The sequence below is a fragment of the Sphingobium sp. B8D3B genome, from assembly GCF_025961875.1.
Classification (GTDB): Bacteria; Pseudomonadota; Alphaproteobacteria; order Sphingomonadales; family Sphingomonadaceae; genus Sphingobium.
In genome coordinates, this window is the sequence record NZ_JAOQON010000001.1 from 2,130,228 (window position 1) to 2,145,078 (window position 14,851).

13 protein-coding genes are annotated in these 14,851 nt (G+C 64.6%); 6 read left to right on the forward strand and 7 right to left on the reverse strand.

Going from position 1 to position 14,851, the window contains the following annotated elements; genetic code table 11:
* Positions 1-85 precede the first annotated feature (85 nt).
* Together M2343_RS09985 and M2343_RS09990 are read right to left on the reverse strand one after the other, a co-directional pair.
* On the reverse strand, positions 86-394 hold the full coding sequence (locus M2343_RS09985; protein WP_264572066.1) for a UrcA family protein: 309 nt from the start codon (positions 392-394) through the stop codon (positions 86-88).
* A 19-nt stretch (positions 395-413) separates the two neighbouring features.
* On the reverse strand, positions 414-767 hold the full coding sequence (locus M2343_RS09990) for a hypothetical protein (RefSeq protein WP_264576525.1): 354 nt from the start codon (positions 765-767) through the stop codon (positions 414-416).
* 413 nt (positions 768-1,180) lie between these two features.
* On the opposite strand from M2343_RS09990, the gene M2343_RS09995 reads away from it, so the two are divergent.
* From M2343_RS09995 to gltB, 5 genes are all read left to right on the forward strand, one after another.
* The gene (locus M2343_RS09995; RefSeq protein WP_264576526.1) at positions 1,181-2,140 is read left to right on the forward strand and encodes a complex I NDUFA9 subunit family protein; all 960 of its coding nucleotides are present in this window, start codon (positions 1,181-1,183) and stop codon (positions 2,138-2,140) included.
* Between the two features lie 87 nt (positions 2,141-2,227).
* Positions 2,228-3,031: an undecaprenyl-diphosphate phosphatase gene (locus M2343_RS10000; RefSeq protein ID WP_264576527.1), complete on the forward strand. Its 804-nt coding sequence runs from the start codon at positions 2,228-2,230 to the stop codon at positions 3,029-3,031.
* Between the two features lie 159 nt (positions 3,032-3,190).
* On the forward strand, positions 3,191-4,636 hold the full coding sequence (locus tag M2343_RS10005; protein ID WP_264576528.1) for an NAD(P)-dependent oxidoreductase: 1,446 nt from the start codon (positions 3,191-3,193) through the stop codon (positions 4,634-4,636).
* Positions 4,636-5,226 carry a DUF2059 domain-containing protein gene (locus tag M2343_RS10010; protein WP_264577538.1) on the forward strand — a complete coding sequence of 197 codons (591 nt, stop codon included), beginning with the start codon at positions 4,636-4,638 and terminating at the stop codon, positions 5,224-5,226. The genes M2343_RS10005 and M2343_RS10010 overlap by 1 nt, the downstream gene beginning before the upstream one ends.
* A gap of 20 nt (positions 5,227-5,246) precedes the next feature.
* Positions 5,247-9,776, forward strand: coding sequence for a glutamate synthase large subunit (gene gltB, locus M2343_RS10015; RefSeq protein ID WP_264576529.1), 4,530 nt, complete (start codon positions 5,247-5,249; stop codon positions 9,774-9,776).
* Positions 9,777-9,861: 85 nt separating this feature from the next.
* Here the strand turns inward: gltB and M2343_RS10020 are convergent, their stop codons facing one another.
* The gene (locus tag M2343_RS10020) at positions 9,862-10,338 is read right to left on the reverse strand and encodes a hypothetical protein (protein WP_264576530.1); all 477 of its coding nucleotides are present in this window, start codon (positions 10,336-10,338) and stop codon (positions 9,862-9,864) included.
* A 143-nt stretch (positions 10,339-10,481) separates the two neighbouring features.
* On the opposite strand from M2343_RS10020, the gene M2343_RS10025 reads away from it, so the two are divergent.
* On the forward strand, positions 10,482-11,153 hold the full coding sequence (locus M2343_RS10025; RefSeq protein ID WP_181558743.1) for a glutathione S-transferase family protein: 672 nt from the start codon (positions 10,482-10,484) through the stop codon (positions 11,151-11,153).
* A gap of 6 nt (positions 11,154-11,159) precedes the next feature.
* Here M2343_RS10025 and M2343_RS10030 read toward each other — a convergent pair whose 3' ends face one another.
* From M2343_RS10030 to M2343_RS10045, 4 genes are all read right to left on the reverse strand, one after another.
* Complete coding sequence (locus tag M2343_RS10030) at positions 11,160-12,317, reverse strand: sensor domain-containing diguanylate cyclase (protein ID WP_264576531.1); 1,158 nt, start codon at positions 12,315-12,317, stop codon at positions 11,160-11,162.
* A gap of 103 nt (positions 12,318-12,420) precedes the next feature.
* On the reverse strand, positions 12,421-13,626 hold the full coding sequence (locus M2343_RS10035; protein ID WP_264576532.1) for an FAD-dependent monooxygenase: 1,206 nt from the start codon (positions 13,624-13,626) through the stop codon (positions 12,421-12,423).
* 90 nt (positions 13,627-13,716) lie between these two features.
* Positions 13,717-14,358, reverse strand: a complete 642-nt coding sequence (locus tag M2343_RS10040; protein WP_181558740.1) for a class I SAM-dependent methyltransferase — start codon at positions 14,356-14,358, stop codon at positions 13,717-13,719.
* Between the two features lie 127 nt (positions 14,359-14,485).
* Positions 14,486-14,851 carry a response regulator gene (locus M2343_RS10045; RefSeq protein WP_264572056.1) on the reverse strand — a complete coding sequence of 122 codons (366 nt, stop codon included), beginning with the start codon at positions 14,849-14,851 and terminating at the stop codon, positions 14,486-14,488.

Here is a 14,851-nt window from a genome sequence, read left to right on the forward strand (position 1 = left end):
CCACCTGGGCGACGCCCCAAACGCAAACGGCGCGCCACTCGATGACCGAGGGCGCGCCGCTCAACGACGAAGAGATCGTGATGGATCAGTCCATGGTCGCCATGCGCGCATTGCTGTTGGACAGCTGCGCGATGCGGGTCTCGCTGACCTGCTTCATCGACTTGCGGCACTTGAAGTCCGGCGCCAGATCGGCGTTCACGCGGTTGCCCGGGTTGCAGGCAGCGGCGATTTCACGAGCGACGCGACCCCGGAACTGATCGACGCTTTCGGCGTCGGCGAAGTTCACACCGTCCGTGGAGACGCGCACTTCGACATTTTCACGGGGCTTGGCGAATCCGGCGCTCGAACCGACGAGCAGACCAGCCGCGACGAGGGCGGCGGCAACGATTTTCATGTCTGTTACTCCTGCAAACTCAATTTTTCTTTTCGGTAACTCTTGATGAAGTCAGGCCCGTGACGCTCTCAAGGAGCGTTCCTGAACCTGTCCAGCGTTCTTGAGTGCGCTTGCCGTCCAGATAGGTCTGCGGGCGTTCACGGACAAGGCAAAATCGTCGCTGCGCCGCAGAAATCAGCCATTTTTTGATGTTGCACGGCAGGAAAGCCATGCGCCCCTTGCAATGTCGCAGTACGCCAGGAGACAAGTTTTCGCGTGGCGCTCCGCTCGCGGAAGTCGCGCCAGCGGCGTTGTTCGATGGATAGCGCAAAATCGCGGCCACGTTCCAACCACGCGCGGTGCGATCATCCGCCATCAAGTCAAATTTCGACATATTGTGGCTTACGTTCAAAAGTTTATGCCCGTAAGTGATCGATACTTGGATCACCCTGCAAAGTCGGGAGCGTCGCCTTGACCCTAGCTGTGCCCACCGGCAGTCTGGACGATGCCGGCCCGGACTAGACAGCGGACAGCCGAGATCACCGGTGCGTTGTGCATTTATGTGCAACTTATTCTTACGCTGCATGGGCGAAATAAGCCGGCGAAATTATTTTTGCGGGCCACGCCATATTCCACCCCGCAGGGCGTCGTGCGGCCGGTTCATGCGCTCATCGCTCGCGATTTGCGCCGCCGTTTGTCGAGTCGCGCATCCACCCGGTTGTGTTGGATGGCGGCCTGATGCAAGGGAGAGGAGAACCGCAAACGCGGACAGACAGGCCCTTGGGGCAAGGACGACGGAACAGAGTCATGATAGCGACGGACAAGCCGATTGTGTTGTTTGGGGGTGGTGGTTTCGTCGGCCGCCACGTGGCGCAGGAGCTGCTGGCGAAGGGCTATCGCCTGCGCATCGCCCAGCGCGATCCGCGTCAGGCCTTTGCGCTGCGCACGCTGGGCGGCATGGGCCAGATCCAGTTCGCGGCCGTGGACATCACCCGCGCCGATCAGGTCGCCGCGGCCCTCACGGGCGCATCCGCCGCAGTCAACTTCGTCGGCCTGCTGACCGGCGATATGCACGCCGCGCATGTGGTGGGCGCACAGACCATATCCGAGGCTGCGGCGGCCGCGCGCCTTGAGGCGCTGGTTCACGTCTCGGCCATCGGCGCGAACGCTGCCAGTGCATCTGCCTATGGGCGGACCAAGGCCGAGGGTGAGGCGGCAGTCCGCAACGCCTTCCCGCGCGCGACCATCGTGCGGCCCTCGATCCTGTTCGGGCAGGACGACCAGTTCACCAACCGCTTTGCCCGCCTGATCGCCTCGGGATCGACCCTGCCCGGCCAGATCGTCCCGGTGATCCGCGGCGAAACGCGCTTTCAGCCGGTGCATGTGGTCGATGTCGCCCGCGCCATCGCGCAGGCCGCGACGCAACCCGAAGATCACGCCGGTCAGACCTATGAGCTGGGCGGCCCAGACACGCTCTCCCTGCGCCAGATCAACAGCTGGATCGCGGCCGAGATCGGTCGCCCGTGCAGCTTCCTGCCCATCCCCGACGGTGTCGCCAAGGCGCTGGCCGTGCTGACCGGCTGGGCACCGGGCGCGCCGATCACGCGCGACCAGTTCGAGATGCTGCTGAGCGACAATGTCGTTGCGCCGGGCGCAGCGGGCTTCGAGCGTTTCGGCATCACCCCTGCCCCGATGGCAGCGATTGCGCCGGCATGGCTGGAGCAATATCGCAAGCAAGGGCGGTTCGGCGTCACGGCACGGGCCTGACGACCATCCGTTGGGGGCACTGGCGCTCGCGGCGCGCCCCTGCCCGCCCGCGTCAGACACCCGCCTCGTTTCAAGGATTGCGCCCGCATGGATAGCAACGTTTTCACCGCCATTCTGCTGGGCATATTGGAAGGGCTGACCGAGTTTCTGCCTGTCTCCTCGACAGGCCACCTCATTCTGGCGAGCGAGTTGCTAGGCTTTACCGGCGAATCGTCCGTGACGTTCAAGATCGCCATCCAGTTCGGTGCCATTCTCGCTGTGATGGCTGTCTATTGGCAGCGCTTCTGGGGCGTGGGCACGGGCCTGCTGAAGGGCCGGCCGGACGATATCGCCTTCACGCGCAACGTGTTCCTCGGCTTTGCGCCGGCGCTGGTCATCGGCGTCCTCGCCTATGACGCGGTGCGCGCCGCCATCCAGACCCCGATGATCGTGGCGGTCGCCCTCATCATCGGCGGCATTCTGATGCTGATCCTGGAGCGGATGGTGAAGACCGTGCGGGTCAAGTCCATAGAAACCATGCCATTTACCACCGCGCTTGGCATCGGCCTGGTGCAGTGCATCGCGATGATTCCGGGCGTAAGCCGGTCCGGCGCGACCATTTTGGGGGCGCTGACCATGGGCGTCGACCGCAAGACGGCAGCGGAATACAGCTTCTTCCTCGCCGTCCCCACGATGCTCGCAGCGACCGTCTATGCGCTGTGGAAAGATCGCGCGCTGCTCAACGCCGACGATCTGGGGATGATCGCCATCGGTTTCGGCATGGCATTCCTCACTGCGCTGTTCGTCGTGAAGGGCTTTGTCGCCGTCGTGACCCGCTACGGTTTCAAGCCTTTTGCCTGGTACCGAATCATAGCCGGGTCGATTGCGCTGATCGCCCTTTTGATGCAGTAGGACCGGATCGGACCTATAAGGGGTTTAGATAACCTATCCAAACCCTAAAAAATGGCCGTGTGCCACATTATAGGTCAATAACACTGTCCTTAATGTGGAGAAACGCGTGACTTCCGCGATTGTCGCCCCTATGTGCGGCGCCGAAAGGAAGCACCGCCTATGGCCGAGAATCCAATGCTCAAATTCGTCATTCGCCCGCAATCCTACCCGGAGAAGCGGTCGGCCAACGAACGCGCGCATGATTTCCAAGAAATTTCGGACGGCTTCGAGACGCCCAAGGCCGAGGATCAGGCCGCGCGCTGCTCGCAGTGCGGCGTGCCCTATTGCTCGGTCCACTGCCCGCTGCACAACCACATCCCGGACTGGCTGCGCCTGACCGCGGAAGGTCGGCTGCGCGAGGCCTATGAACTCTCCAACATGACCTCCACCATGCCCGAGATCTGCGGCCGCATCTGCCCGCAGGACCGGCTGTGCGAGGGCAACTGCGTCATCGAGTTTTCCGGCCATGGCGCCGTCACCATCGGCTCGGTGGAGAAGTTCATCACCGATACCGCCTGGGAAGAAGGCTGGGTCGAGCCGGTGCAGGTCGGCAAGGCAACCGGCTTCTCGGTCGGCATCATCGGCGCTGGCCCCGGTGGCCTCACCACGGCGGAATATCTGCGCGCGGCAGGGCATGAGGTGCATGTCTATGATCGGCACGATCGCGCCGGCGGCCTGCTGACCTATGGCATCCCCGGCTTCAAGCTGGAGAAAGAGGTCGTCATGCGCCGCGTCAAGCGGCTGGAGGATGCCGGCATCCAGTTCCACATGGGCTTCGAGGTCGGCAAGGACGCCTCGCTGGCCGAGCTGCGCGAGCGGCATGACGCGATCCTGATCGCAACCGGCGTCTACAAGGCGCGCGACATCAAGGCGCCCGGCGTCGGCACCGCCGGCGTGGTCAAGGCGCTCGATTTCCTCACCGCTTCCAACAAGGCCGGCTTTGGCGATCATGTCCCCGCCCATGAGGATGGCTCGTTGCTCGCCACCGGCAAGGATGTCGTGGTGATCGGCGGCGGCGATACCGCCATGGACTGCGTGCGCACCTCGATCCGCCAGGGCGCCAAGTCAGTGCGCTGCCTCTACCGCCGCGACCGGGAGAACATGCCCGGCTCGCAGCGCGAAGTGCAGAATGCCGAGGAGGAAGGCGTCGAGTTCGTCTGGCTCTCCGCCCCCGTCGCCTTCGAAGGCACAGAGAAGGTCACCGGCGTCAAGATGACACGCATGCGCCTCGGCCAGCCGGACGCTTCCGGCCGCCGCGCGCCGGAGCCGGAGCCGGGCAGCGAGACCAGCATCCCCGCCGATCTCGTCATCAAGGCGCTGGGCTATGACCCCGAGGATCTGCCGGTGCTGTTCGGCGAGCCCGGCCTCGCCGTCACCCGCTGGGGCACGCTGCGTGTCGACCATCGCAACATGATGACCAGCGTCGATGGCGTGTTCGCCGCCGGCGACATCGTGCGCGGCGCCAGCCTCGTCGTCTGGGCCATCCGCGATGGCCGCGACGTGGCCGACCATATGCACAGCTATCTGCGTGCGCGGACGCCCAAGAAGCAGGCGGTGGCTGCGTGATGAGGCTGCCTTCACTCCTGCTAGCTGGCGCCTGCGCGCTGCTGCCACTCGCGCCGGCTTGGGCAGCGGATGAGACGGTTGCGCAGGCAACCAGCATTGATCCGGCGCGCCGAGCGGCAGCAGAAGCCTTCGCCTTATCAGTCGATCTAAAGGGACAGTTAGCGAGCGCAAACGAGATTGCCGCTGGCCAAATGGAATCCAGCATTCTCAGGCAATTGCTTGAAAGCAACCCGAAGGCACAGGAAGCGCGCGAGAAGGACCCGGAGCGATTTGAACGGATCATGACCGGCCTGCAATCAGCGCTAGCTCTGGAAGTTCGAAGATTAAACGCTGAGTTGGAACCCAGCGTCTATAGCGAGACGCTCGATATCTACGCGCGGACTTTCACCGAAAGCGAATTGCGGGAAATTCAGGGCTTTTACGCCTCACCACTGGGTCAGAAGCTGCTTGCAAAGCAGCCCGAACTCATGCGCGAGTGCATCGCCATGTCGCAGCGACTGATGATTGAGAAAATGCCGACCCTCTTCGTGCGTCTCAAGGAAACCATCGAGGCCAACGGTCTCGACTTCAAAGACGCCGGTAAAGATTGATGAAGAACAGGACCCAGCCCATGCAGAGCCAGACCCTGCCTGAAACTGAACGCGACCGGATCGCCCGTGAGGGCATGTATCGCCCCGAATTCGAGGGGGACGCCTGTGGTGTCGGCCTCGTCGCGGCGACGGATGGCAAGGCCTCGCGCCGCGTGGTCGAGAGCGCCATCGATGCACTCAAGGCCGTGTGGCACCGCGGTGCTGTCGATGCCGATGGCAAGACCGGCGACGGTGCCGGCATCCATGTCGATCTGCCGGTGCGCTTTTTCGACGATGCCATTTCCGCCTCCGGCCACAAGCCGCTGCCCAACCGCCTTGCCGTCGGCATGATCTTCCTGCCGCGCACGGATTTGGGCGCGCAGGAGACCTGCCGCACGCTGGTCGAGGCCGAGATCATCCAGGCGGGCTACCGCATCTATGGCTGGCGGCAGGTGCCGGTCGATGTCTCCGTCATCGGTGAGAAGGCCCAGCGCACCCGCCCCGAGATCGAGCAGATCCTCATCTCCGGCCCGATGCCCGAGGAGCAGGACGTCGCCGAGTTCGAGCGCGATCTCTATCTCGTGCGTCGCCGCATCGAGAAGAAGGTGATCGAGGCGCAGATCAACGATTTCTACGTCTGCTCACTCTCCTGCCAGTCGATCATCTACAAGGGCCTGTTCCTCGCGGAATCGCTCTCGGTCTTCTATCCGGACCTGACCGACGAGCGCTTCGAGAGCCGCGTGGCGATCTTCCACCAGCGTTACTCCACCAACACCTTCCCGCAGTGGTGGCTTGCCCAGCCCTTCCGCTCGCTGGCCCATAATGGCGAGATCAACACGATCCGCGGCAACAAGAACTGGATGAAGAGCCACGAGATCAAGATGGCGGCGCTCGCCTTTGGCGAGCAGTCCGGCGACATCAAGCCGGTGATCCCGGCGGGTGCATCCGACACCGCCGCGCTCGACGCCGTGTTCGAGACGCTGTGCCGCGCCGGCCGCGATGCGCCGACCGCGAAGATCATGCTCGTGCCCGAGGCGTGGCAGCACAATGACGATGTGCCGCAGGCCCACCAGAACATGTACAACTATCTCGCCTCCGTGATGGAGCCGTGGGATGGCCCGGCCGCGCTCGCCATGACCGATGGCCGCTGGGCCGTGGCCGGCATGGACCGCAACGCATTGCGTCCGCTGCGCTACACACTCACCTCCGACAATCTGCTGATCGTCGGCTCGGAGACGGGCATGGTCGTGGTGCCGGAGACCACCGTGGTCAAGAAGGGTCGCCTCGGCCCCGGCCAGATGATCGCCGTCGATCTCGATGCCGGCCAGGTCTATGACGACCGCGCCATCAAGGACCGGATTGCCGGCGAGCGTCCCTATGCGGATTATGTGAAGGGCTTCCGCACGGCGGACGACCTCCCCGCCGCTGCCAATGACGCGCGCCCTCAGTGGGACCGCGCCGAGCTGGCGCGCCGTCAGGTCGCCGCCAACCTCACCATGGAGGACATGGAGCTGATCCTCAGCCCCATGGCCGAGGATGGCAAGGAAGCGGTCGGCTCGATGGGCGATGATGCGCCACTCGCGGTGATCACCGAGAAGCCGCGCACGATCAGCCACTTCTTCCGCCAGAACTTCAGCCAGGTGACTAACCCGCCCATCGACTCGCTGCGTGAGCGGCATGTGATGAGCCTGAAGACGCGCTATTCGAACCTCGCCAATATTCTGGAGGAAGACCGCCAGAACAGCGAGGTAATGATCCTCGAATCGCCGGTGCTGCTGTGCGACGACTGGTCGCGGCTGAAGCGCTATTTCGGCAAGACGGTGGCGGAGATCGACTGCACCTTCCCGGCCGATGGCCCGCCGGATGCCCTGCGCGCGGCCATCAACCGCATTCGCGACGAGGCGGAAATCGCCGTGCGCGCCGGCCAGACCGAGCTGTTCCTCTCCGATGAAGCCATCGGGCCGGACCGCGTCGGCATCGCCATGATCCTCGCGGCGGCGGCGGTTCACACCCACCTCGTCCGCAAGGGCCTGCGCTCCTACGCGTCGATCAACGTGCGCACCGCCGAATGTCTGGACACGCATTATTTCGCGGTCCTGATCGGCGTGGGCGCCACGGCGGTGAACGCCTATCTTGCCGAAGCCTGCATCGCCGACCGCCATGCTCGCGGCCTGCTGGGCGACCGCAGCCTGGAGGCGTGCCTCGAGAACTTCCGCACGGCGATCAACGAGGGCCTGCTCAAGATCATGAGCAAGATGGGCATCGCGGTGATCTCCAGCTATCGCGGCGGTTACAACTTCGAGGCGGTGGGTCTTTCGCGCGCCATCGTGAACGATCTGTTCCCGAACATGCCCTCGAAGATCTCTGGCGAAGGCTATGCCTCGCTGCAGTATAACGCGCTCGTCCGCCATGAGGCGGCGTTCAGCAAGGCCGTCGCCACGCTGCCGATCGGCGGTTTCTACCGTCACCGGGCGGGCGGCGATGCCCATGCCTATTCGGCGCAGCTCATGCACCTGCTGCAAACCTCGGTGAACACGGACAGCTACTCGACCTACCTGCAATTCTCGCGGGGCGTCTCGGAGCTACCGCCGGTCTATCTGCGCGATCTTCTGGAGTTCAACTATCCCGATCAGGCCGTGCCGATCGACGAGGTCGAGGCGATCACCGAGATCCGCAAGCGCTTCGTCACGCCCGGCATGTCGCTGGGCGCGCTCTCACCCGAGGCGCATGAGACGCTGGCCATCGCCATGAACCGGATCGGCGCCAAGGCCGTTTCCGGCGAGGGCGGCGAGGATCGCTCGCGCTTCCAGCCCTATGAGAATGGCGACAACGCCAATTCGAGCATCAAGCAGATCGCCTCGGGCCGCTTTGGCGTTCACGCCGAATATCTGGGCGCCTGCGAGGAAATCGAGATCAAGGTCGCGCAGGGCGCCAAGCCCGGCGAAGGTGGCCAGTTGCCCGGCTTCAAGGTGACCGAGTTCATCGCCAAGCTGCGGCACTCGACGCCCGGCGTGACGCTGATCTCGCCGCCGCCGCATCACGACATCTACTCGATCGAGGATCTGGCGCAGCTCATCTATGACCTCAAGCAGATCAACCCGCGTGCGCGGGTCTGCGTGAAGCTGGTGAGCCAGGCGGGTATCGGCACGGTCGCGGCGGGTGTCGCCAAGGCGCATGCCGACGTCATCCTCGTCTCCGGCAATGTCGGTGGCACCGGTGCCTCGCCGCAGACCAGCATCAAGTTTGCCGGTCTACCTTGGGAAATGGGCCTGGCCGAGACCAATCAGGTGCTCACGCTCAACGGCCTGCGCCACAAGGTGAAGCTGCGCACGGATGGCGGCCTCAAGACCGGCCGCGACATCGTGATCGCCGCGATCCTGGGCGCCGAGGAATTCGGCATCGGGACGCTGAGCCTCGTCGCCATGGGCTGCATCATGGTCCGCCAATGCCACTCGAACACCTGCCCGGTGGGCGTGTGCGTGCAGGACGAGCGCCTGCGCGCCAAGTTCACCGGCACGCCGGAGAAGGTCATCAACCTGATGACCTTCATCGCCGAGGAAGTGCGTGAGATCCTGGCGCGTCTGGGCTATCGCAGCCTGGACGAGGTGATCGGCCGTACCGAACTGCTCAAGCAGGTCAGCCGTGGCGCCGAGCATCTGGACGATCTGGACCTCAACCCGATCCTCGCGAAGGTGGATGCGGACGACGACAAGCGCCGCTTCAACCTGCCGACTTGGCGCAACGAAGTGCCGGACAGCCTGGATGCGCAGATGATCGCGGACGCGCAGGCGGTGTTCGAGCGTGGCGAGAAGATGCAGCTCACCTACACGGTGCGCAACACGCACCGCGCCGTGGGCACGCGCTTCTCGGCGCTGATCACCAAGAAGTTCGGCATGTCGACCCTGCAGGATGGGCACGTCCATGTCCGTCTGCGCGGCACGGCCGGCCAGTCGCTGGGCGCCTTCCTGTGCAAGGGCATCACGCTGGAAGTATTCGGCGATGCCAATGACTATGTCGGCAAGGGCCTCTCGGGCGGCATCATCGCCGTGCGGCCGATGGTCTCCAGCCCGCTGGCCAGCCAGGAGAACACGATCATCGGCAACACGGTGCTCTATGGCTCCACCGCCGGGAAGCTGTTCGCAGCCGGTCAGGCCGGCGAGCGTTTCGCGGTCCGCAACTCCGGCGCGCAGGTCGTCGTCGAAGGCTGCGGCGCCAATGGCTGCGAATATATGACCGGCGGCACCGCCGTGATCCTCGGCAAGGTCGGCGCCAATTTCGGCGCGGGCATGACCGGCGGCATGGCGTTCATCTATGATGAGAGCCGCACCTTCCCGGCCCATGCCAATGCCGAGAGCATCGTCTGGCAGCGGCTGGACAGCGCCCATTGGGAAGGCGTGCTCAAGGATCTGGTCGAAGAGCATGTCGCGCGCACCGACAGCGACTGGGCCAAGTCCATCCTGCACAGCTGGGAGCGCAACCGCGATCACTTCTGGCAGGTTTGCCCGAAGGAAATGCTCAGCCGCCTCAAGCAGCCGCTGTCCGACAAGCAAGAGGTTGTCGCGGCAGAATGAAGACAAGACCCCCGGTGGTGACGCCGGGGGTTTTTCTCGACGGATGGCGAGACGTGCGGCGACGCGCCTCAGCGTTGGGTTCTGATCATTCCTGCAAAAGCGGCGCGGCGATGACAGGCGCGGCGGCCAAACGCGCGGCAACCTTCGCCGGAGCCGGCTTCTGCACGCGCAAGGGCGCTGAGGGCGGCGAGACAGAAGCGCGGTCCGCCGGGGCTGGTCGCGTCGGCTCCTGCAAGTCGACCGCCTCATAAGGTGGCAGCGGCGCATAGTCCGCGGGCATTGGCTCCAGATAATCCCGGTGGCGGTTCAGGCCCGCATCGCATCCTTCACAATGGTAGCTGGATGGCCCGTCACGCATCGCTGCGCTTGCATAGGCGCGATCCTCGAAGGACGAGGACGTTTCCTCGGCGCCGGCCTCGCTCCAATAAGCCGCCAGTTCGTCTGCACCGGTAGGGCGACCCGCCCCATTTGCCGTGACGAAATTGCCGAGCACCACGCCGCCGGTTCCGCCCGCCAACAAGACGGCGCCGATAAACCCCCATGTGCGTGCGCTGGTGTTCATGGTCGTGTCCCTATCAGATCTCGCCTTCTCGGGCACTCCGCCGTGGGGGATGCTGTCTCTGGAACAAGTCCCCTCGCCGCCATTGGTTCCAGCAGCGCAAGTTTCAGCTATGATCGGCCTCGCTGGCGATTTAAGAGCCGCGCATGTGGCATCTCTATCAGTTTCCGCTCTGTCCCTTCTCGCGCAAGGTCCGCTTTCTCATGGCGGAAAAGGGCATCGTGTACGAAACGGTGCGCGAATCGCCCTGGGAAGGTCGGGATGAATTCCTCGATCTGAACCCCGCCGGCACCACACCGGTGATCGTGGCCGATGACGGCCATGCGACACTGGCGGACAGTCAGGCCATCTGCGAATATTTCGAGGAGACGGTGGACAAGTTCCCGCTGATCGCGGGCTCCGCGCTGGATCGCGCGGAAGTCCGCCGGCTCGTCGCCTGGCTGGACCAGATCGTCTATCGCGATGTCGTGGCGCCACTGCTCAATGAGCGGATGATCAAGCGGGTCGTCTCCCGCACCTCACCCGATGCCGGGGCGCTGCGCGAGGCGATGCGGCGGGCCAACACGCATATGGATTATCTCGATTATCTGCTCGACCATCGCAGCTGGCTGGCCGGCGGAACGATGAGTCTGGCGGATATCGCGGCGGCCGCGCACATCTCCGTCGCGGATTATCTCGGCGGCATCGACTGGGAAGGCCATGGCCAGACCAAGCGCTGGTATGCCGGCATCAAGTCACGCCCTTCCTTCCGCCCGCTGCTGGCGGAGCGGATGGAGATCGTGACGCCGCCTAAATATTACGATCAGCCGGATTTCTGAGCGCGCTCAGTGCTCGGTTTCAGCCGCGATATAGACGCGGTTGCGGCCATGCTCCTTGGCCAGATACAGGGCGCGATCGGCGGCCTTGAGCGCATCGCGCGGTTCGGTGTAGCCAAAGACATCCGCCACGCCGCCTGAGAAGGTCACGCGGTCCATGCGTTCGCCGGTCTTGCGGTCGACGAGATTGCGCTGCGCCATGTCGATGCGTGCATCGTCCACCACCTTGGCAGCCTCCGCCACGGTCAGCCCGCGGAAGAGCATGACGAATTCCTCGCCGCCGTGGCGCGCGACATGGCATTTATCGCCGGAAATCTTCGCGAGCAGGCCGGCAACGAACTTCAGCACGCGGTCGCCGGCATCATGGCCATGCGTATCGTTGATAACCTTGAAATGATCGATATCGCAGAAGGCGACGCACAGGGATTCGCCATCTTCGCGCGCCTTGACGGCTTCCTCACGCAGCGTGTTTTCGAATGCGCGGCGGTTCGGCAGGCCGGTCAGATGATCCTGCTCGGCCGCCTTGCGGGCGCTCTCCAGGTTCTTCTGCAGCAGCCGCGTCTGCGTCTGCCCCTCACGCATCTTGCTTTCGACTTCGCGCGTCTTCTCGATCATGCTGCGGGTGAGCAGAATGAGATTGCCCAGCGCTTCCCCGGCATCCGACTGCTCCAGCGAGGCGGCCTGCTTCTGCAAGGCGACGCCGAAATCCTTGGCGGACGTGCTGGACTGATCGACAATGCCGGTGATCTGATCAAGATTGGCCTCGACCTTCTTGAGCATGTCGGCCAGCGTATCAGGGGTCAGTTCCTCGGCCCGCTGGTCGACGATGATCTGCTCGACCGCGCCATTGGTAAGCTTCCCGCGCTCCATCAGGATCGCGCGGACCGCCTTTTCCACGGCGATGTCGTTGCCGGTGATGTAATCCAGCGCCAGCCCGAAGTTGAGCGGCGTTAGATCAAGATCATGGGCGAAGAGAAAGCTGCCGACTTCTTCATAGATCATCTTGCGCCGCTCGCTCTCGCGACGAAGATGCGCATTGCCCTCCTCGCGCCGAGCCCCTTCGACGACGTGCGCGTTTTCGGACGCACCTTCCGTGATGCCCAGAATGCGGCCCAACCGGGCCAGCTTCCCACCAAAACTCTCAGACGGCACTTGCGCGGCAGACATGCCTGATCTCCTCCAACGCGGCCCTTCTAGCCGGCTGTGGTAAACAAAGCTTTGAAGGTGACGGGCTGAATTGCGACTGAAATGCAAAAAAGCTGTCAGGCGGTCAGACCAGATCGCCCAGCAGCAATTTGGGCCGGCTGCCGCTTTCGCCGCGCGCTTCCGCCATGAACCGATCCTTGAGCGGCCCGAGCTTCTGCACGGCGGACAAGCCTAGCCGACGGATCGCCGAGACCGGCCGGCCGGGCACATCGAACAGGCGGACGAGGCCATCCATCATGATCGTTACGCTCAGCGCATCCAGCGCCCGCCAGCGCTGGTAGCGGGCGAGCAGTTGCGCATCGCCCGGCTCCATGCCCGTGCGCATGCCTTCCACGATCACTTGGGTGAGCGCCGCGACGTCACGATAGCCAAGGTTGACCCCCTGGCCGGCGATCGGATGGATGCCGTGGGCAGCGTCACCCACCAGCGCCAGCCGTTCGTCAATAATCCGGGCAGCGCGATGATAGCCGAGCGGGTAACTCTGCATGGGCGCGGCAAGGCGGATGCGGCCGAGGAAATTCCCCATCCGCTTTTCCGCCTCCGCCAGCCAGGCGTGCTCGCCGAGCTTGAGATAGGCGGCCGCGTGCTTTGTCGGCACCGTCCAGACGATGGCCGAGCGATTGCCCGGCAGCATCGGCAGCAGCGCGAACGGCCCGCCCGGGTAGAAGATTTCATAGGCGGTGTTGCCGTGCGGATCGTCATGCTCGATGGCCGTGACAAGCGCGGTGTGGGGATAATCCCATTTCGCCACTGTGATGCCGGCAGCCGCACGCGTCGGGCTGCCCCGGCCCTCCGCGCCCACAAGCAGGCTCGCGCCGATCTCGGCGCCGCTTTCCAGCCGCACGCGCACGCCATGCGCATCCCGCACCGTCTCCACCGCCCGGTCGGGCTGGAAGCGCACGATATTCGCCGCGTCCGCCGTGGCCTCGATCGCGGCCCGCAGCTCGCGATTCTCGACCATGAAGCCCATGGCGCCATCATCGGGATCGGGCGCGAAATCGAGCGCGCCGCCGGTCAGCCCTTCGCTCACCCAGATCCGGTCGATCGGGCAGGTCTTGCCGGCAAGGCGCGGCGCGATGCCGATGGCCTCGAACTGGCGCCAGCTTGCCGAGGAAATCGCGGAGGTACGTCCATCGAAGCTCTGCGCCGGTAGGCGGGCGGGCGCCGCCGGATCGACAATGGCGCTGCGCACGCCATGGCGTTCGAGTGCGACGGCCAGCGTCAGCCCGACAAGACCGCCGCCCAGAATGATGACATCATAGCGTTGCATGGGTCCATTCTAGCGAGGCCGGAGGGCGAAGGCGACTGCCCATTGGAGAAAAGCCCGCGCCTACCAAGACCGGGCTGGTCTCCGCTCACATCAGAAGGCGAGTTGCGCGCTGTCCATGGCTGCAATGTCCGCGGCGCGGCGGTAACGGAACACCGTGGCCGGCGGCACGTTGCGCACGATGGTGCCGATCCGCTCCACGCCCAGATCGAGCGCATCGGCGACCGACTCGGCCAGCGGCGGGCGTGGCGAATAAGTGAACTGGATGAACGCGCCGCCGGGCCGCAGCAGCCGGAATGCCTCGCTGACGATCGCGCTCTGCAGGGTCTTGCTCATCGCCAGCAGCGGCAGGCCGCTGATCACGCACTGATAGGCACCCTCGCCGCCCGTGCATTGGCCGAGCACGGCCTGAGCCGGCGCCTCGATGATCGAAACGCCCGCAAAATCGCGCCGCAGGTTGCGCGCAAAACCGGGGTTGATCTCAACCACTTCCAGATGGGTGCGCGGCAGGCCCGTCGCGAGAATCTGCCGGGTGAGCGCGCCCGTGCCGCCGCCGAACTCCATGACGAGGCCGCCTTGCGGGTCGATCTGCGAGGCCATCAGCCGGCCAAGGTGCGGGCTGCTCGGCACGATGGAGGCCGTCTGGCGCGGTTTGCGCAGCCAGGCATGTAGGAATTTCAGATAATCCCCGGCGCTTGACCGACGATCGGTCAGTGCGGAACTCTTGCTCGCCATCGCCCCTCGCTCGCTTGTCACGGAACCGTCTCACTAGTGCGCCGTGGGGGCGCTGGGAAGAGGCAAGATGTGGGTGATCGATCGGCTTTGTGCGCCGCTCGTCCTGAAAAGCACAGGGACCGGCTGGTCAGTGCGTCACATGCCGCACGGCCGCGAGGAGACGCTCCGGATCGAACGGCTTGACCAGCCAGCCCGTCGCGCCGACTTCCCGGGCGCGGGCGCGCTTTTCCTCGCTATACTCAGTGGTCAGCACCAGCACCGGCCGGTCGACATGGCGCCTGCCCTGCGCCCGCAACGTCTCGATGAAGCCGAAGCCATCGAGCCGGGGCATGTTGATGTCCGTGATGACAAGATCGGCCTCATTGGCCTCCAGCCAGTCGAGCGCGGCCTGGCCGTCCTCGGCCTCGACCACCTCATAGCCGCCGCCGGTCAGCGTCATGCGCAGCAACGCCCGCATGCTGCGACTGTCATCGACTGTCAGAACCTTCGGCAT

Coding starts and splice junctions, on each gene's coding strand:
- M2343_RS09985 (WP_264572066.1), bottom strand. CDS start 394: ATGAAAATCGTTGCCGCCGCCCTCGTCGCGGCTGGTCTGCTCGTCGGT.
- M2343_RS09990 (WP_264576525.1), bottom strand. CDS start 767: ATGTCGAAATTTGACTTGATGGCGGATGATCGCACCGCGCGTGGTTGG.
- M2343_RS09995 (WP_264576526.1), top strand. CDS start 1,181: ATGATAGCGACGGACAAGCCGATTGTGTTGTTTGGGGGTGGTGGTTTC.
- M2343_RS10000 (WP_264576527.1), top strand. CDS start 2,228: ATGGATAGCAACGTTTTCACCGCCATTCTGCTGGGCATATTGGAAGGG.
- M2343_RS10005 (WP_264576528.1), top strand. CDS start 3,191: ATGGCCGAGAATCCAATGCTCAAATTCGTCATTCGCCCGCAATCCTAC.
- M2343_RS10010 (WP_264577538.1), top strand. CDS start 4,636: ATGAGGCTGCCTTCACTCCTGCTAGCTGGCGCCTGCGCGCTGCTGCCA.
- gltB (WP_264576529.1), top strand. CDS start 5,247: ATGCAGAGCCAGACCCTGCCTGAAACTGAACGCGACCGGATCGCCCGT.
- M2343_RS10020 (WP_264576530.1), bottom strand. CDS start 10,338: ATGAACACCAGCGCACGCACATGGGGGTTTATCGGCGCCGTCTTGTTG.
- M2343_RS10025 (WP_181558743.1), top strand. CDS start 10,482: ATGTGGCATCTCTATCAGTTTCCGCTCTGTCCCTTCTCGCGCAAGGTC.
- M2343_RS10030 (WP_264576531.1), bottom strand. CDS start 12,317: ATGTCTGCCGCGCAAGTGCCGTCTGAGAGTTTTGGTGGGAAGCTGGCC.
- M2343_RS10035 (WP_264576532.1), bottom strand. CDS start 13,626: ATGCAACGCTATGATGTCATCATTCTGGGCGGCGGTCTTGTCGGGCTG.
- M2343_RS10040 (WP_181558740.1), bottom strand. CDS start 14,358: ATGGCGAGCAAGAGTTCCGCACTGACCGATCGTCGGTCAAGCGCCGGG.
- M2343_RS10045 (WP_264572056.1), bottom strand. CDS start 14,851: ATGCCGAAGGTTCTGACAGTCGATGACAGTCGCAGCATGCGGGCGTTG.